Consider the following 16,894-nt stretch of genomic DNA (forward strand, 5'->3'; position numbering starts at 1 on the left):
CGCATCAACCGTCCGACCACCGCAAACGTAAGCGTCGGACACTGACGCAGATGTGCCACTGTGAGCCAGGGAACACCCTCGGCCACAATGACTCTCGAAGCAGCGAGCCGAGTGCGGCTAAGGTGGGCCACATCACCAGCGAAGGGAGGGGGTCGGTTCGGTGCTCGTCATCGCCGACAAGCTCAGATCGGGTGCGGAGAAGCGGGTCGTCGCCTGGTTACGGAAATGGCAGGACGATTACCGGGTTCCCGGGGTCGCGATCGCGAACTGTTTCGTGGCCGGGCAGGAAGTCGATCTGGTGATCATCACGCCGTACACCACCGTCGTGTGTGAGATCAAGGGGGTGAATCCCGAGGTCGGCGGGGGTGTTCTGCACTGCACCAGCAACAGCCGGTGGACGGTTTCGGGGTTCGAGGGCGATCCGGTGAGCGTGCGGCACAGCGATACCACGCCCTACGATCAGGTGCGCGAAGCGGTTTTCAAACTGAAATCGGTGGCCGCTCGCGCCGGCGGGCCCACATTCGTCAGCGGTCTCGTGGTGGTGGTCCCGCCGCGTGAGACGACGTTACGGCTGGACAAGAAGTCGGCGCCGCAGGGCTGTGATGTGCTGGTGTGCAATAACCAGAACCCGCTGCGCGCCTGGTTCCACCGAGCCCATCACCGCGCTGCGGTCGTCTGGACCGCCGAACAGGCGTACGCGCTGGTCGATGCCCTGGAGCACGGCGGCAGCACCACGGTCGCCGACCTGGCCCACGAAGGGTTCCCCCTCGATGCCCCCGCCCGGTCCGCCGCGCCGCCCGACCGCGGTGAGCCCGCGAAAGCGGCGGCGCCGGCTTCCCCGCCATCAGCCCGGGTGGCGCCGGCGCCCGAGGTTTCGGCTCCCTCGGCCGCGGTCCCGCCGCCACCGTCCGCACCACCCCGCACACCCGGCGCCGGAACCCCATCGGTGCCCCCGGGACCCACGCCACGCCGCGCCCGAGCAGAGCCCGCCGGGCCGATACCGCCTTACACAGGGAACCAGGTTTCCGCCCCCACCGATCCCGCTCCTCCACCGGTCGCCGAAACATCGCTTGCTCAGGCCGCCCCCGGACCTGCCACTGCCTCGTCCGCACCCTCGGACTCGGAGCCGGCCGCAGGCTCGCGACGCCGGCGCCGCATCCAGCCCCAGACCGCCGCGGCGCTGGCGGCGATCGCCGTCCTCGCCGCCGGGATCTGGCTCTTGGCCCAACTCGGCAACGGGCGGACCGAGCCCCGGGGAACCACCGGTCAACCGCAGAACGGCTCGGCCACCGAACAGACAACGATGCCCCCTCCGCCGACGCCTCGCGTGGGACCACCCGCGCCACGAACAGAGCCTGTCTGTTTCCCGTTCCAGCCGAATTGCTGACGGGCGTAACCACCATCCCCGCGGGTGCGCACGTCCTGCCGCTGGTCGGCTCCGCGAATCGCGACCCGCACCGCTTCGCCGACCCCGGCGAATTCCGGCTCGATCGACCCGATATCCAGGACCACCTGGCATTCGGCGTGGGCATTCACTACTGCATCGGAAGCGCGCGCCCGGATGGAAGCCACAGCGTCGTCGCGGAGATCGCGCGTCGGGTGCCCGCCCTGGCGCCCGCGGGAACACCGCAGCGCATCGCGAGTCCGGTGTTGCACGGCCAGCGCAGCCGACCGGTTGCCCTGGGTATTCCCGCCGCACGACACCGTGACACCGGCCGGGAGCAGGTCAGGTCGAGGACCACCGGGCCCGTCCTCAGGCGCCGCCGCAACGACTCAGGCGCCCGCTTTGCGGCGCACCATTTCGGCGATCCAGGTGGGCGCGAACGGTGAGGTGCAGTTCGGCGGAGTCGGGTAGTCCTTCAACACCTCCAGGCGCTCGCCGATGGCGAGGGCCCGGGCCCGATACTCGGCATGCTCGATCCCGATCTGGGCGAGACACGTGTTCATGGCCCATTGCAGACGGTCCGGAGCGTTCTGCATTTCCGCCTCGATGATGTCGAGCAGACCCGCGAGATCGAGGCCCTCGGGTTTCTTCACCACACGTTCGGAGGTCAGCGCCCAGCCCGCACTGGCCACCACCGGGTCGGGATCGGCGAACCAGGCCAGGCGCAGCTCCTCGGCGTGCGGGTTCTTCTTCACCACATAGTTGACCAGCCAGTCGTGCACCTTGGGCGTTCGGGCCTGCCGCAGCATCGCGTCCAGTTCGTCCCGGTCGAACGCTTTCGGGCGGCAGATCAGCAGTGCGAGCAGTCGTGCCGCGGTGTCCTCGGTCGCCCACAGCTCGCGGGCGAAGTCCTGCCGCGTTTTCAGCCGTTTGGCGACAGCACGCAACTTGGTGAGATTCACGCCGTGGTCGTCGCCGTGCTTCTCGTTCACCGCGCGTATCTTCGGGTCCTCGAGCGCGGAAAGTTCCGCCATCACCTCGGCCACCGTTACCGGTTCCTTCGTGGTCCGGGCCACCTCGCCTCCTCTCCTCGCCTGTGGGCTTCAGCCTACGACGGCCGGGAAGCCCGTCATCCGTAGCCGGATGGTCAGAGATTCTTCGTTCGTACCGTCCAGGTGGGTTTGGTGCACAGGCCGCAGTCCGCGCCGGCGAATTGCGCTTCGGCGTCCTTGTTGCCGTGGAGGGTGTAGTCGAACCAGTCCGTGACCATCGTGTATCCGGCGATCAGCATCGGGCCGCTGGTGTCGCCGGCGTCCAGGCCGTAGGTGAGGCCGCTGTGGCCGGCGGTTTCCTGGGCGACGAGGACTGCGGGGGTGTCGAGTAGTTCGAAGTTGTCGACGCTGTTCTGCTGAGCTTGGTCTTTGTCACCGCCGTTGAACAGCAGGGTCGGTACCTCGATCTTGCTCAATTCGGTGCGTTCGAACCCGAACCGCTTGCGCGGGAAGAAGCCGGTGTTCAGGCCGGCCACGGAATCGACCCGCGGGTCCGATGCGGCGAGCAGCGCTTCGACACCGCCGCACGAGGTGCCCATCACCCCGATTGTGCCGGTATCGGCTTTTCCGCCGAACTGGGTGCCGCCGGTATCAGGGTCGGTGGCCCAGTCGATCGCGTCGGTCAGCCGGTCGGGGCGGGCGAGGGTGTCGTCGGGGAGCTGTTCGATCGGGTGTTCGCCGGGTGCCCCGTTCGCGATCACGATGTAGCCTTGGGCGGCGATACCGGTCAGGAAGCTCGTGGCGGGGATATTGCTGGTGCGGCAGCCGCCGTTGGCCCAGGCCAGGATCGGAACGCTGCCGTCGGGAAAGGCGTCCAGGTCCGCGGGCCGGTATACCGTGTGCCCGTCCAGTCCTGCGGTGGCCTCGCGGACGGTGGGGTGGTAGTCGTCTCGGGCATTGGCTGTCGCGGCCGGTGCCGGTTCGGACGTGCTCTGGCCGGTGCCGCAGGCGGTCGCGAGACCACCGGTCACGGCGAATGCGCACAGCAGGGCGGCGCTTCGGGAGAATTTCATGGATGACTCCTGGCTTTCGGGGCGGTGATCAGGACTTGACGACGGGCAACTGGACCAGCGACGGGTGTGCCGGATCGGAGACGACCTCGATCTTCGATCCGTGGGCGTCGGGTAGCGGGATGCTTTCCCGGTGGTCGTAGCCGGTCACCGTGATCTGCATCCGGTGGCCTTCGCGGAAGATGTAGGAGAGGGGCAGAATGTCGAACCGCATCCGTACGGCCTCCCCAGGGGTCAGCGGTTGCGCATCCTGGCGGAACGAACGGTGGTACGGCACTCCGGCCGGAAGAGCGTACGGTGCTTCGCTTTCCGTGCGCAGCGAGGCGGTGAGCCGCCCTTCGGTGACGACCGATACCGTGCCGTCCGGTGCCACGTCCTCGACGAAGGCGAAGAGGTGGGCGTCGCTGCGGTCGGCCCGGACGGTGAGAGCCGCGATCGGCGTACCGGTCACTTCGGTATCCCGGCTGAGGGGTGCGCTCGTGTACGAGGTGCCTTCGCCTGCCGTGTGACACGGTTGGACGGTCGACCCCGAGCCCGCCTCGGGGCATTCGACCGACGTGTTCACGGTGAACTTCCGGCTGCCCGGAGTGGCCGAGCCGAGTACCCCGTCGCCGCCGAGCGTGAAATCGGTGAGACCCGAATCGGTGGGCGGCCAGGCCTGCGCTGTACGCCAATCGATGGCACCGGTGGGGTTGTCGATATCCGAGACGGTGGCGTAGCGGATCGGTGGCTCCTCGTCGAGGCCGGTGTCGATCCCTTTCAGATGCTCGTCGAAGAACCGGTGTGCTTCCTGCACGAGCGCGAGACCGGGGTTCTCGCAGTGCAACCAGGGGCCGATCAGCAATTTCGAACCCGAAGTGTTGAGTGCGGTCACGATCCCCTGGTCCCGGAATTCGTCGCGCCACCCGCCCACGATGTACAGCGGTACTTGTGATTCGCGGATCTGTGCGGCGTAGGTGCTGAGGCTGCCTTCGGCCCAGAACCGGGAGCCGACCAGCGGGGAGAAATCGTCCCGGTACGGCATACCGGCCCACATCTTCGCCAGCGGTGTGGATTTCTGATGTTCCTCGGCGGCCTGCCGCAGCAGCACTTTGTCCTCGTCGCCGGCGACGGGGGTGACCGTCATATCGTCGGCGACGGTGCGGGTGGGCCCGTACCCCCACTGCGCCGCGATCCCGCCGCGCCGCATGGCGTCGAATTTGTTCCACGAGAAGCAACCCGCGAAGGCGGCTTTCAGATGCGGGGGTCGCATGGAGACCGCGTGCATTGCCGCGTCGCCGGTGTTGGAACACCCGTAGATACCGACCTGCCCGTTCGACCAGGGTTGGGTGGCGAGCCATTCGGTGACGTCGTAGGCGTCCTGCGCCTCGACGCGGTCGTGATATCCGCGCCGTACCCCGAACGATTGACCGTTCCCACGCCGGGCGACCTGCGCGATCGCATATCCGTGTTCGGTCAGGGCGGTGAGATTCGAATAGCCCGCTTCCCGCGGTCCCACCCCGTCTTTGGGGCTGGGGTAGATATCCAGTTTGTGATGCCAGATCACCGGGAACCTGCCGTCGGCAGCGCGGCCGCCGACGGCAGGGCGGTGCAGGAGGACCGCCAGCCGGGTCCCGTCCGTCATCGGAAGGTAGAAAGTTTCGGTGGTCGCCTCGGTGTACTGCTTGCCGGGGGTGTAGTCGGCGAAACCGGCGCGCGCGGAATCGGTTCCGGCCGGTCGAGTGACCGCCGCGAACAACGCGCCTGCGACGACCAGGAGGCCGACGAGACCCGCGACCAGCCAGCGAGCTCTGGACATAGGTATCTCCTTGAATTGTCACGGCGAGCAGAACTCGCCTGCACACCGCGGCGACTAGCGCAGCAGCGGTGAGTGTTCGGGCGCCGGATGCGGTGTCCGGTCGCCGCCGCGGGCGAGAACGGCGCCGCACACCAAACAGGTGATGGTGCCGACGAGTAACGCCACCCGCGCCGAGGAACTGTCGATGATCGAACCGGCGATCACGGCACCGACCGGGGCGACGCCGACGCTGCTCATGGTGAGCAGCCCGGCGGACCGCCCGAGCAGCCCGGGCGGGCTCAGCATCTGCACCGTGCTGTTGAGGGAGCTCTGGAATGCGCCCAGGCCGAGTCCGATGAGCGGCGAGAGCAGCAGGAATATCAGCGGATTCGGCGAGAACGCCGCCGCCCCCAGCGCGACCCCGAGAGTTGCGGTGGACAGCGCGACCACCCGGGTGCCCCGGTGCGCGATCGCCGAGATGATCAGTCCGCCGATCACCGCGCCCACCGCGTTCAGCGCGTGTGTGGCGCCCAGTTGCGCCGGATCGCCGTCGAGGGTGATGGTCACCATGGCGGTGACCACCACCATGAAGTTCATGGCGAGAACCGTGACGGCGATATTGGTACCGAACAGGCGCCGCAGGGTCGGGTCGCCGAGGAGTGTCCGCACCGCGCTCTTGTCGGTTTCTGCGGTCCGAACCCGCTTTTCCGCGAACGCCTTCGGATTCATCAGGCACAGTGCGAGCAGCACACTCGAGTAGGTGATCGCATTCACCGTGAAGCAGGTCGCCGCACCCGCTGCCGCGTAGGTGAGGCCGGCCAGCCCGGGCCCCAGCGACCGTGCCGCGGACAGCGCAACGGTGTTCAGCGAGACCGCCGCACCGAGTTCACGCGGACCGACGAGTTCGTACAGGAACGCCTGTCCGGCTGTCCGATCGAATGCCTGCACGACTCCGCTGATTGCGATGATCCCCAGCAGCGTGACCAGTTCGTCGTGTCCCGATGCGGCGGCGACGGCCAGGGCGGAGGCGCACAGCATCATCAGCGGTGCGGTGACGAACAAGATGGCGCGCGGCCGGAATCGGTCGGCCACCGCTCCGGCGGGTGCAGACAGCAGCAGCATCGGGGTGAACTGGCATACCGCCACCATCGACAGTGCCAGCGCGCTCTCGGTGGTCTCGACGATCCACAGGCTCAACGCCAGATTCTGGAACCAGACTCCGGTGTTGGAGAAGATCTGCCCGGCGAAGTACAGCAGGAAGTTCCGCCGGCGCAGCGGCGGCGGTAGCAGGGGTGCCATGGCGGGTCAGCCGAGAACTCGCCGCTCCAGGAAATCGCCGATGGCGGTTTCCAGCGCCGCCGCGGCGCCACCACGGGAATCGGCGTTGTCGGCGTTGATCTCCAGGACCGGGATACCGGCGTGTTCCAGTGCTTCGGTGGTGAACGCCGACCCCGGGACGTCATCGGCCACCAGGTGGACGACCGCGTCGACACCGTGGTTGCGCGCTTCCTTGACGTACCACTGCGCCGACATGGGCGGGGTGTACAGCTGGTCGGTGAATCCGGCGAAGCGGGCCGCGAGGGCGCGCATCGGGTCGTCGCCGTAGCGGGCGTAGCCGTCGGCGGCGATCGCCAGGTACATCGACCAGACGAACACCGCGCCGTATTTCTCCTGGAACCGCTGGTACAGGCCCAGATCGAACCAGAGCCCGCGCCCGATCCACATCAGCCGCACCCGCTCCCCGGGATATACGGCGCGGCCGTCGCGCACCGCTTCCTCGACCTCGTGGTACAGCGCGCGGGCCGCATCCCGCCCCCATTCGCTGCCGCGATGCCACTGCGGGATCATCACCGCGGGGATACTGTCGTTGAGGGAGACGGGGGCCGGGCGAGTGGCGGCGATCAGGTCCCGGGTGCGTTTGTTCCATTCGGCCTGCTCGTTGACCAGCACCATCACCTCGGCGAGCCGGTCGATCTCGAAGGTGCGCCCGGTGCGCTCGGTGAGGAATTCGACGAGCTGCCAGTTCTCGCTGGTCATCAGGTCGAGCCGGTCCTGCGCGTAGGCGCGGTCCCAGTGGTGCGGGACGATCTGCCACCAGTTGTCCGGTGCGGTGGTGGCCGAGGACCGTTCGAACGGGAAGAATTCGGTCTCCGGATGCTGCGCCCACAGCTCGAACACCTTGCGGGTGGCGTCACCACTGCATTCGGCGATCACGAAATCCGGCCGGGGCAGGCCGCCCCACGGCGCCTTCTCGGCCGGCAGGTCCATGGATCCGAGACCGATGGCGTCGTATTGCAGGGAATCGTCGGGATAGCCTTGCGCGGCAATACTGTTCAGCGCTTCCGGGCCCAGGCGTTTGGCCGAGACGACCGACGCCCACCACTGGTTGACCACATACGGGATTCCCATGGCCCGCAGGATTTCCTGCGGCGCGTCGGCGTTCACCAGGGCGAGCGGCGCCCCGGCGGCCACCTCCTCGCGCATCCGGGCGAACCACTGCTTCTGATACGCGGTCGCCGCCGTTGCCGCGGCGAGCCGGGTGGGCGGGACTGCAGCGACCCGGGTATTCGGTGCGGTGTGTGGTGCGTTCATCGTGCCGTAGCCTCGCAATCTTCCCGGATCAGCAGCGCGACGGCGGCGCCGAGTTCGTCCGCCGACCAGGTGTGGGCGGCCACGGACAGTGCCGCCACCCGCAGGTCCGATCCCAGTTCCCGGATGAGTCCCGGCCGGTCCCAGCCGGGCGCCGGATCGTTGTGGCGCCCGATCGAGAGCACTACCTCGGCGGCACAGCGGCGGGCGCAGGCCGCGCTGAAACGGGCGCGATCGGACAATCCGGACGTCTGTGCCATCGGACCGAGCCGCAACCGGTGCTCGGCGATCGCCGTATAGGTAGCCGCCGGTTCGGTGGCCGCAGCGGGCGCAGCCCAGAGGTCCGCGACCGGATCGCCCCAATTGTGGTCCTCACCGACGATCAGCACGCCGGCGGCTTCGAGCTTTTCGTACACCGCAACCTGATCGACCGTGCTCCCGGTGAGGAAGACACGGGGCTTACCTTCGGCCGGTGACTCGCTCGGGCCGACAGCTCCGGCCCGCCGACCCGCGGACCCAGCGCTGTCGGCAGTACCACGTGTGGCCGAGTGCAGGTCCGGTTCCCGGGGCGCAGCCGGCCGGGCCGATTCGAGCACCGCATCGATCAACGCGATCGAGTCGGCGGGCGCCTCGGTCTGCGCAAGGGCGTACAGGCGCAGTGCGGTCGCACCGGGGACGGCGCCCGCGACCCGCTGGGCGCGGAGGTCACGCAACGCCCCGGCCAGCTGCCCTCGCGATTCCCGTGCCTTGTAGAGCGTGGCCTCGGTGAGTGCGGTTCCGGTCCAGCCGGCCACGACCTCGGCCAGCGCCGCGATCTGGCGGGCGTTGTAGTCGCGCGTCGACTCCCGCGACAGGTGCAGCAGGTCGACCAGATGGACCTCCGGTACCGTGCGACCCTGCCGCGCCAGCATCCGCAGCACATAGAACAGGCGCAGCGATCCCTGGCAGTCGCGGGAAACGACCAGTGCACGCAGGAAACCGAATTCACCGGTGAGTATGCGGTCGAGAATCGAGTGGAATACCGAATCGACGGCAGCTCCGAGCAATTCGACCGCCTCCACGCCCGCTTCACGCTCCGCGGCGGACAACCGGAATGCGCGCCCACCACACGCCTCGATGATCTCCACCGGCACATCGCCGCCGACCACCCCGATCACCGGGCGACCGGAGCCGGCGCGTGCGGGTTCGGATTCGCCGGCGACCACACCGGCCACCGGGCGTGGATCTGCGGGTTCTCCAGCGATCCCCAGCCCTGCTGCGGCCCGGTCCACGCTGGAATCGTGGAGCTCCCGGACCCGTTCCGCGACGTTCACAGCACCTTGCTTTCCGCGAGGGCAGCGATCCGCTCGGCGTCGTAGCCGAGGAGCCGGCCGAGTACATCGGTGTTGTGTTCACCCAGGGCGGGTGCGGGCCGGTCCAGGCTGGTGTCGCTCTCGGACATGCTGATCGGCAGACCGCTGCCGAACAGTTCCACGACCTCGCCGTAGCTGGGGTGGCTGAGCGGCACCACTTCCCCGCGCTGCTGCACGATCGGATCGCGGACCGCGTCCCGCGGCGAGCGGACCTCCGCGCAGGGGGCGCCGTTGCGCTCGAGTTCGGCGATCACCTCGGCCACCGGTTTGTCCGCGGCCCACTGCGAGATCATGGCGTGCAGTTCGTCGGCGTTGTGCACCCGGCCGTCGCGTTTCGCGAACCGGGGGTCGGTGATCAGGTCGGGGCGGCCGATGGTGGTGAGTACCCCGTGCGCGAACGGGTCGGTGGGACCGCAGATCGCGAAGTATCCGTCGGCGGCCTCGAAGATCCCGAACGGCGCCAGCCGCGGCACCATATCGCCGGTGCGGGTGGGTAAGCCGATCATCTCGAAGGCGTCGAAGGGTTCGGCGGCGACCAGGGAGGTCAGCGCACCCAGCATGGAGACGTCGACGTGCTGGCCGCGCCCGGTCTGCCCGGCCTGGATCACCGCCGACAGGGTGCCGATCACCGCGAACAGCGGGGCCAGGAGGTCACCGATCGGGAGGCCGAACCGGATGGGGCCGTCGCCGGGGCTGCCGGCGGTCAACATGGCCCCGCTGAGTGCCTGGATGATGGTATCCATCGCCTTGCCGGTGCCGGGCCCGCCCTGGCTGCCGAACCCGCTGATCGAGGTATAGACGATTTTCGGATTCACCTCGGCGACCGCGGCGTGATCGATTCCCAGCCGCGTGGTGACTCCGGCGCTGTAGTTCTCGACCACGATATCCGCGTGCGCGACCAGGTCGAAGAAGACGTCCCGCCCGGCGGGCTGCTTCAGATCGAGGGTGATCGACTCCTTGTTCCGGCCGCGCGAGAGCATCGATACCGACATGTCCTCGTCGCTCGTGCGGCGTATCGACAGCCCGTCGCGGGTGACGTACGGGGAGTTGTTGCGGGACGCGTCACCGCCCCGCTCCGGATTCTCGATCTTGATCACCCGGGCGCCCAGCCCCGCGAGCAGCAGGGTCGCGTACGGGCCGGCCAGTGCGGTGGTCAGGTCCAGCACGACCTTGCCTTCCAACGGGCGCTGAGCCATCACAATGTCCTTTGCTGTTCGTGGGGCGCGGTTACCGTGACGAGATCCGCGTCGCGATGGAACTCGGTATCGAAACCGGCCGCCCGGGTGATCTTTTCGATGTAGTCCGCGACCTCACCGCCGCGCGGGTCGCCCGGTGTCAACGGGACCGGCCGGGCGTCGTCGTCGATCCAGCACGGCACGAACCCGGCGCGGACGATCCCCGCCGGGCCGAACGTGCAGGACGCGATCGCGGTATTGCGGCTCTCCGGGTGGAAGGGATACGACGGCATATCCGGATCCGGCACGAATCCGAACATCTGCTGCCGCCGTGCCGCCCAGGCCCGCCGTTCCGCGGAATCGCCACCGACCGGGGTCAGCGCATGCGTCACGGTGACGAAGTTGCCGAGTCCGTGGAAGATCGGCTTCCCGCGGTACATTTCGATCCCGCGCATGATGTGCGCGTGGTGCCCGATCACCAGATCGGCTCCCGCGTCGACCGCGGCCTGCGCGAGCGGCGATTCGTAATCGGCGAGGACCGCCGGTGTATGGCCGATCCCCTTGTGCAGGGCGACGACCACCACGTCCACCTCCGCGCGCAGTGCCCGGATATCGGATTTCATCCGGGCGAGGCTGTCGGGAGCGACGAAGGTGTAGACCGTGGGCGGCCCGCCGGGGGTGGCCGATTCGAGTTCGTAATGGGTGAGCACTTTGACGTAGGCCGCGCCGGCCTTCTGCGAGGCCGCCCACGAATCGCGCGGGCCGACACAGTTGAAGCTGAGCACCCCGATCCGCAGTCCCCCCGCCTCGTGGACGGCGGGTTCGCGGGCCGCGGCGAGGTTCGCTCCCCCACCCGCGGTTTTCAGGCCGGCTGCTCGCGAGTACCTGATCGTATCCAGCACACCGTCGGTGCCCACGTCGTAGAGATGGTTACCGGCCAGGGTGACGATATCGAATCCCGCATCGGCGACGGCGTCGAGCGCTGCCGGATCGGCCGGCGGGGCCGGGACATCGGTACTCGCCTGGACGGTACTGGTCGAATGGGGGACCTCGATATGCCCGATCGAGAGGTCGGCGGCCCGTAGCAACTCCGCGCTCGGCACGAAATACGCGGCGGGATCGGGTTCGTCGAGAACGAGATCCCCGACGGCGAGAATCGTGCAGGTGCCGCTCACCGGACCTCCTCGACGAGTTCCCGGCCACCCTTGCGGGATTCGTTGAATCGGCTGAGGAACCGCTGCAATCGCTGCGTCTGCGGTCGCTCGAAGAAATCTTGCGCGGTGTTCTGTTCGACAACCTTGCCGTCGACCATGAACACACAGCGGTCGGCGACCTGGCGGGCGAATTCCATTTCGTGGGTCACCACGACCATCGTCAAACCCGAGCGGGCGAGATCCTTGATCACGCTGAGCACCTCCTCGACCAGTTCGGGGTCCAGGGCGCTGGTCGGCTCGTCGAACAACAGCACCCGCGGCCGGGTGGCCACCGACCGGGCGATCGCGACGCGCTGTTGCTGGCCGCCGGACAGCTGTCGCGGATAGGCGTGCGCCTTATCGGGCAGGCCGACCTTCTCCAGCAGCGTTTCGGCCCGCTCGCGGGCCTCGTCCTTCGACATTCCGTGTATCGCCACCGCGGCCTCGGTGATATTGCGCAGCACCGTCCAATGTGGGAACAGGTTGAACTGCTGGAAGACCATGCCCATCCGGCGCCGCTGCTTGGCGATATCGTCCTCCGACAGCGGTCGCAGGGCGCCGTGTTTGTGCGCGAATCCCAGGAGTTCACCGTCGAGGTAGATCGCGCCGCCGTCGATCTTCTCGAGCTGGTCGATACAGCGCACCAGTGTGGACTTCCCCGACCCGGACGGGCCGAGCACGACGACGACCTCGCCTTCGGCGACAGTGAGATCCACACCGTCCAGTGCAGGCCGGCCGTGATAAACCTTGCGCAGATTCGACACCCGCACCAGCGGCGTAGGGGTCTGCTCGGTCATAGTGCCTCCTTCGAGGGCAGTACATGCGGTCGGCGGCGAGCGCAGCGTCGGCGCCTCACCGCGACTTCTTTCCCCGGCCCAGCGCACTACGCCAGCCGCTGCCGGTGCGCTCGTCACGGCGCTCACCGCGGCCGTAGCGGCGTTCGAGCCGGCGCTGGAAGAACGTCAGCAGCGTGACCACGGCCAGATACCAGAGGCAGGCCACGATCAGCAGCGGCACCACCTGATAGGTGCGGTTGTATATCAGCTGTACCGAGAACAGCAGGTCGGTCATGGCGATAACCGAGACCAGCGAGGTGCCCTTGAGCAGCGAGATGAACTGGTTGCCGGTGGGCGGGACGATCACCCGCATCGCCTGCGGCAGGATTATCCGCGAGAACGTCCGCCAGCGGCTGAAGCCCATGGCCATCGCCGCGTCCCGCTGTCCGGCGTCGACAGCGCCGATACCGGAACGGATGATCTCCGACATGTACGCGGCCTCGTGCAGGCTCAGCCCGATCAGCGCGGCGGTGAGCGGGCTGATCAGCTCGGTCGACGACCACGAGGCGAACGTCGGGCCGAACGGGATGCCGATCGACACCTGCGGCAGGAGGTAGGCGAGGTTGAACCAGAAGATCAGCTGAACCAGCGGCGGAATACCTCGGAAGATACCGACATACCCCTGACACACCAGCCGGACCGGCCAGAAATCGCTGTTCTGGCCGGCGGCGATCGCCACCCCCAGCAGCGAGCCCACCACCATCCCGACCACGGTGATGAACACCGACATGGCCAGGCCCTTCAGGACCGTCGGGTAGAACAAATAGCCCCAGACGATATCCCAGCCGAACCGCTCGTTGGTCACCACGAAATTGACCAGCTGCGCGGCCAGCACCAGCAGGATCACCGAGACGATCCACCGCAGTGGTCGCAGGCGGGGCCGGGCGGCGGAGACATCGTCGGCGGCGGCGGTGACGGTCGCCGACGGGCGCTCGGTCAGGGATGCGGTCATCGCTTTTCCTCGTTTGTCGAACATGGGACGGCCGGCCGGTCGCAGGTCACGCTGTCGCGGTGGGGTTCAGGACCGGTTCCGGGATCGCGATATCCGCGAGATTCCATTTCTCGACCAGTTCGGCGTATTGCCCGCCGGCGAACAGCAGCTTGAAGGCCTCGTAGAAAACCGGTCCCAGATTGTTGGTCTTGGGTGAGAGCAGCACCAGCTGATCGGCGCGGGCGCCCTGCTCCTCGGTCTGCGCGACGGCGCGCCAGGTATTCGGCTGCGCGGCGGCGGTATCGATGGCACCGCTCTGGGTGAGTGCCGCGGAATCGGCCCGGCCGGACTGGACGGCCAGCAGGGTGGCATTGGTATCGGCGAGGCCGACGAATTCGAGGCGCTGTTTGCCGTTGCTCTCACACCAGCCGGAGAGTTTGGCGGCTTGTTCCTCGGTGATCGACCCGATCACGCCCGCGGTGCGGGTCCCGCACAGATCGGCGGTGCTCTGCGCGCCGATACCACCGTTGATCGGCAGCAGATACGACGTCCGGCTGGTCAGCCACTGCACCCCGTCGAATTCGGCCAGGCGCTGCGGTGTGGCCTTCACCGGGCCGTTGAACGCGTCGTACCGGCCGGACAGCATCCCCGACAGCATGGCCGGAAGCCCGCTGGAGACCTCCATCCGGATCGGGATGCCCAGCACTCCGGACAGTGCCTGCTGGATATCGGGGTCCATACCGGTCACCGTCTGCCCGTCGGGCCCGACGGTGCGGTACGGCGGATGCGAATCGCCGACGAAGACGATCTCGCCCTTGTCCTTGATCGCCTGCGGCAACTGGTCGTACAGCACGCCGGCGTTCGCGCCCGGGCCGGACAGTTGTTCGGATTGCGCGGTCTTCTCGTCGATCGACGTACAGCCGGCGAGTGCCAGCACAGATAACGCGACGGCGGTGGCAAACGCCTTGGTACGAGTGAAGCTCATCGAATCCCTCACGTGATGGGCCGAATGGAATGTGCACGATTCGGGCCAGTGGACGAGCGCCGCCGGGCATCCGATGTGACCTGGCCAACATTAGATCTATTTTGTTCTACCGTCAACAAAATGACGAATATCAGCGGCGCGGTAGCGATTCCGGCGACCGGAGATCCAGCCGCTGCGCGGCCTCACCCCGGGCCACGGCGTCCAGCCGGTCGTGCAGGTCGTGGAACAACCGCTGGGCGGGCGCCGCGGGCCACGGGGCGGGCAGATGTTCCAGCGGCAGCCGGGGATCCTGGCGGATCACCTCGAGCCATTCCGTCACCAGCAGCAACTGCACGCCGAGCGCGCTGTGCGAGCGCGTCCGCTCCGGATCGCTCCAGCGCTCGATGAAATCGCTGTACAGGGCGGAGATCCCGGCGATATCCCAGGCGTCGCGCAGCATCCCCGGGATATCGGTCTCGGCGTCGGCCCGGCTCCGGAACACGCGCACCCGATCGGCGCCCTCGATACCCCGGAGCACCTCGCGAACGTCGGTGCCGGCGGGCGCGATCCACAGACCACCTTGGATCGACCCGAAACCCGCCCATTGCAGCCGCGCCCGCAGATCGTGCCGCTGACGCTGCCACGATTCCGGAAAGGTGAAGGTCAGCATGGTCCACGACCCGTCCCAGTTCGCCTCCACGGCACCGGTGCGCCAGATCCGGATATGGCCGTCGCGCAGTATCTCGGTGAGCCGGGGAGTCAGTGCGACATAGGCATTGCGGCCGGCCCGATGCCGGGTGAGCAGCCCGCGTTTGGCCATGCGATTGAGGGTCGAGCGGGTGGCGTGCTCGCCGATCCCGATCGAGGCCAGGACATCGATCAGGCTGGTCGTGCTCACCACCATGTCGCGATCGAGGACGTAGCGGCCCAGGACCGTGAGCAGAACGCTCTGTGGTTTCACCGACGACGCAAGGTCGTTAGGCATAATTTCTGCATGCGTCATGAATATGACCATATACACGCCGCAATGCCGGCGGTAGCGAAACGCCCCATCCCGGGGAACCGGACACTCCGGCAACCCCGGCGTCGAACCGGACTCTAGCCCGCCGACACCAGAACCCGCAGCGCCTCGCGCAGATCGTCGAGCACCTGTTCCGGCAAGTCACCGAAGCACTTGCGGTGGGCCTCCGCCACGAGCGCGCGCGCCTCGTCCAGCAACCGGTTGCCGGCCTCGGTCGTGACGATCAGCTTGTTGCGCCGATCGGCCCGGTCGGCGATCCGCTCGACCAGGCCCCGCCCTTCGAGCTCGTCGACCAGCGCGACGATCTGACTGGGGTCGAGCCCCATCGTGAGCGCCACCGCCCGCTGGTTCACTCCCGCCGGGTTCTCTCCGGCGAGCACCAGCACCGAGTAGGGACGCACCTTCAACCCGATCGGAACCAGCGCCTTGTTCACCGCCCCCGCCACGAGACCTCCCGCCCGCGACAGCAGGAAGCCGAGGTCGTCCATCAGCCGGACACCTTGGGACTGGTTCATCGAGCCTCCTCGGAAGCGGTAACCCGCCGACGACAGCGGCCACAGCAGCGAAGGTGCCGAATCGCACCCCGTGCCGCAGCCTGCGGTGATAGCGGACATAGGCTAGCAGAAATCAATAATTGACTTTTTCAACTATAGATGTTTCCTTGTTATCGGCACCACAATCCGAAGGAGCACGTAGTGGATCTCAGCACCAAGGTCGCCGTAGTCACCGGCAGCGGACAGGGCCTCGGCCTGGCCTACGCGACAGATCTCGCCCGGCACGGCGCGGCGGTCGTCGTCAACGACGTGAACGCCGAAGCAGCCGATAAAGCCGTTGCCGAGATCGAGGAAGCCGGCGGCCGGGCGGTCGCCGTCGTCGCGCCGGTCGGCCCCACCGAGACCGCGCAGCGGCTGGTCGCCACCGCGGTCGAGGAGTTCGGCCGGCTCGACATCATGGTCACCAATGCCGGCATCCTGCGCGACACCGTGCTCTGGAAGATGAGCGACGACGCCTTCGACGATGTGATCTCCGTGCATCTGCGCGGCACCTTCACCTGCGCCCGCGAAGCCGTGCTCCGGTTCCGCGAACAGGGCGAGGGCGGCCGCCTCATCTGCGTCGGATCCCCCGCCGGCCAGCGCGGGAACTTCGGGCAGACCAACTACTCCGGCGCCAAGGCCGGCATCGTCGGCATGGTCCGCACCTGGGCGATGGAACTCCAGCGCGCGGGTATCACCGCCAATGCCGTCTGCCCGGTCGCGGTCACCGCGATGACCGAGACCATTCCGCTGTTCCGGCCCTATATCGAGGAGATGAAGCAGACGGGCACCCTGCCGCCGCTGATCCGTCGCGATATCGGTATGGGCACCACCGGCGACGCCGCGGGAATCGTCACCTTCCTGGCGAGCGACGAGGCCGCCGAGATCACCGGCCAGGCCTTCGCCATCGGCGGCGACCGGGTCGCCCTGTGGACCCATCCCGCGCTCAGCGCGATCACCTACCACGACGCGGGCTGGAGCGCCGAAGACCTGGCCGCCGCATGGCCGGAACTGGCCGGGCACCGCGAGTCGGTCGGCGAGGAGTTCCCCGCCGAACTGACCGGCGGAAAGTGATAC

At 67.9% G+C, this 16,894-nt stretch carries 16 protein-coding genes; 3 read left to right on the forward strand and 13 right to left on the reverse strand.

Annotated elements, in window-relative coordinates; translation table 11 throughout:
• Positions 1–160 precede the first annotated feature (160 nt).
• Positions 161–1,387 carry an NERD domain-containing protein gene (locus ACQEVO_RS17395; protein WP_432914370.1) on the forward strand — a complete coding sequence of 409 codons (1,227 nt, stop codon included), beginning with the start codon at positions 161–163 and terminating at the stop codon, positions 1,385–1,387.
• Positions 1,381–1,830 carry a cytochrome P450 gene (locus ACQEVO_RS17400; RefSeq protein ID WP_432914373.1) on the forward strand — a complete coding sequence of 150 codons (450 nt, stop codon included), beginning with the start codon at positions 1,381–1,383 and terminating at the stop codon, positions 1,828–1,830. Before ACQEVO_RS17395 ends, ACQEVO_RS17400 begins: the two co-directional genes overlap by 7 nt.
• On the opposite strand, the gene ACQEVO_RS17405 is transcribed toward ACQEVO_RS17400, so the two are convergent.
• The 13 genes from ACQEVO_RS17405 to ACQEVO_RS17465 all read right to left on the reverse strand — a co-directional run bounded on the left by ACQEVO_RS17405 (position 1,774) and on the right by ACQEVO_RS17465 (position 15,799).
• Complete coding sequence (locus ACQEVO_RS17405) at positions 1,774–2,418, reverse strand: DNA alkylation repair protein (protein WP_432922749.1); 645 nt, start codon at positions 2,416–2,418, stop codon at positions 1,774–1,776. The genes ACQEVO_RS17400 and ACQEVO_RS17405 overlap by 57 nt on opposite strands.
• Positions 2,419–2,531: 113 nt before the next feature.
• Positions 2,532–3,449, reverse strand: a complete 918-nt coding sequence (locus ACQEVO_RS17410; RefSeq protein WP_432914376.1) for a hypothetical protein — start codon at positions 3,447–3,449, stop codon at positions 2,532–2,534.
• Between the two features lie 28 nt (positions 3,450–3,477).
• On the reverse strand, positions 3,478–5,244 hold the full coding sequence (locus ACQEVO_RS17415; RefSeq protein ID WP_432914379.1) for a CocE/NonD family hydrolase: 1,767 nt from the start codon (positions 5,242–5,244) through the stop codon (positions 3,478–3,480).
• A 54-nt stretch (positions 5,245–5,298) separates the two neighbouring features.
• Positions 5,299–6,522, reverse strand: a complete 1,224-nt coding sequence (locus tag ACQEVO_RS17420) for an MFS transporter (RefSeq protein ID WP_432914382.1) — start codon at positions 6,520–6,522, stop codon at positions 5,299–5,301.
• A gap of 6 nt (positions 6,523–6,528) precedes the next feature.
• The gene (locus ACQEVO_RS17425; RefSeq protein ID WP_432914385.1) at positions 6,529–7,815 is read right to left on the reverse strand and encodes a 2-hydroxyacyl-CoA dehydratase; all 1,287 of its coding nucleotides are present in this window, start codon (positions 7,813–7,815) and stop codon (positions 6,529–6,531) included.
• The gene (locus tag ACQEVO_RS17430) at positions 7,812–9,125 is read right to left on the reverse strand and encodes a 2-hydroxyacyl-CoA dehydratase (RefSeq protein WP_432914388.1); all 1,314 of its coding nucleotides are present in this window, start codon (positions 9,123–9,125) and stop codon (positions 7,812–7,814) included. The genes ACQEVO_RS17425 and ACQEVO_RS17430 overlap by 4 nt, the downstream gene beginning before the upstream one ends.
• Positions 9,122–10,360 carry a CaiB/BaiF CoA transferase family protein gene (locus tag ACQEVO_RS17435; protein WP_432914390.1) on the reverse strand — a complete coding sequence of 413 codons (1,239 nt, stop codon included), beginning with the start codon at positions 10,358–10,360 and terminating at the stop codon, positions 9,122–9,124. Before ACQEVO_RS17435 ends, ACQEVO_RS17430 begins: the two co-directional genes overlap by 4 nt.
• Positions 10,360–11,514 carry a CapA family protein gene (locus tag ACQEVO_RS17440; RefSeq protein ID WP_432914393.1) on the reverse strand — a complete coding sequence of 385 codons (1,155 nt, stop codon included), beginning with the start codon at positions 11,512–11,514 and terminating at the stop codon, positions 10,360–10,362. Before ACQEVO_RS17440 ends, ACQEVO_RS17435 begins: the two co-directional genes overlap by 1 nt.
• Complete coding sequence (locus ACQEVO_RS17445; protein WP_432914396.1) at positions 11,511–12,329, reverse strand: amino acid ABC transporter ATP-binding protein; 819 nt, start codon at positions 12,327–12,329, stop codon at positions 11,511–11,513. Before ACQEVO_RS17445 ends, ACQEVO_RS17440 begins: the two co-directional genes overlap by 4 nt.
• Positions 12,330–12,384: 55 nt before the next feature.
• Positions 12,385–13,320 carry an amino acid ABC transporter permease gene (locus ACQEVO_RS17450; RefSeq protein ID WP_432914399.1) on the reverse strand — a complete coding sequence of 312 codons (936 nt, stop codon included), beginning with the start codon at positions 13,318–13,320 and terminating at the stop codon, positions 12,385–12,387.
• A gap of 46 nt (positions 13,321–13,366) precedes the next feature.
• On the reverse strand, positions 13,367–14,284 hold the full coding sequence (locus tag ACQEVO_RS17455; RefSeq protein WP_432914402.1) for a transporter substrate-binding domain-containing protein: 918 nt from the start codon (positions 14,282–14,284) through the stop codon (positions 13,367–13,369).
• A 130-nt stretch (positions 14,285–14,414) separates the two neighbouring features.
• On the reverse strand, positions 14,415–15,248 hold the full coding sequence (locus tag ACQEVO_RS17460) for a PaaX family transcriptional regulator (protein ID WP_432914405.1): 834 nt from the start codon (positions 15,246–15,248) through the stop codon (positions 14,415–14,417).
• A gap of 113 nt (positions 15,249–15,361) precedes the next feature.
• Positions 15,362–15,799, reverse strand: a complete 438-nt coding sequence (locus ACQEVO_RS17465; protein ID WP_432914407.1) for a MarR family winged helix-turn-helix transcriptional regulator — start codon at positions 15,797–15,799, stop codon at positions 15,362–15,364.
• Positions 15,800–15,979: 180 nt separating this feature from the next.
• On the opposite strand from ACQEVO_RS17465, the gene ACQEVO_RS17470 reads away from it, so the two are divergent.
• Complete coding sequence (locus ACQEVO_RS17470) at positions 15,980–16,891, forward strand: SDR family NAD(P)-dependent oxidoreductase (RefSeq protein ID WP_432914410.1); 912 nt, start codon at positions 15,980–15,982, stop codon at positions 16,889–16,891.
• Positions 16,892–16,894: the final 3 nt, after the last annotated feature.

Origin of the sequence: Nocardia sp. CA-290969, assembly GCF_050936135.1 — a bacterium.
Classification (GTDB): domain Bacteria; phylum Actinomycetota; class Actinomycetes; order Mycobacteriales; family Mycobacteriaceae; genus Nocardia.

Coding starts and splice junctions, on each gene's coding strand:
- ACQEVO_RS17405 (WP_432922749.1), bottom strand. CDS start 2,418: ATGGCGGAACTTTCCGCGCTCGAGGACCCGAAGATACGCGCGGTGAAC.
- ACQEVO_RS17410 (WP_432914376.1), bottom strand. CDS start 3,449: ATGAAATTCTCCCGAAGCGCCGCCCTGCTGTGCGCATTCGCCGTGACC.
- ACQEVO_RS17415 (WP_432914379.1), bottom strand. CDS start 5,244: ATGTCCAGAGCTCGCTGGCTGGTCGCGGGTCTCGTCGGCCTCCTGGTC.
- ACQEVO_RS17420 (WP_432914382.1), bottom strand. CDS start 6,522: ATGGCACCCCTGCTACCGCCGCCGCTGCGCCGGCGGAACTTCCTGCTG.
- ACQEVO_RS17425 (WP_432914385.1), bottom strand. CDS start 7,815: ATGAACGCACCACACACCGCACCGAATACCCGGGTCGCTGCAGTCCCG.
- ACQEVO_RS17435 (WP_432914390.1), bottom strand. CDS start 10,360: ATGGCTCAGCGCCCGTTGGAAGGCAAGGTCGTGCTGGACCTGACCACC.
- ACQEVO_RS17445 (WP_432914396.1), bottom strand. CDS start 12,329: ATGACCGAGCAGACCCCTACGCCGCTGGTGCGGGTGTCGAATCTGCGC.
- ACQEVO_RS17450 (WP_432914399.1), bottom strand. CDS start 13,320: ATGACCGCATCCCTGACCGAGCGCCCGTCGGCGACCGTCACCGCCGCC.
- ACQEVO_RS17455 (WP_432914402.1), bottom strand. CDS start 14,284: ATGAGCTTCACTCGTACCAAGGCGTTTGCCACCGCCGTCGCGTTATCT.
- ACQEVO_RS17460 (WP_432914405.1), bottom strand. CDS start 15,248: ATGCCTAACGACCTTGCGTCGTCGGTGAAACCACAGAGCGTTCTGCTC.
- ACQEVO_RS17465 (WP_432914407.1), bottom strand. CDS start 15,799: ATGAACCAGTCCCAAGGTGTCCGGCTGATGGACGACCTCGGCTTCCTG.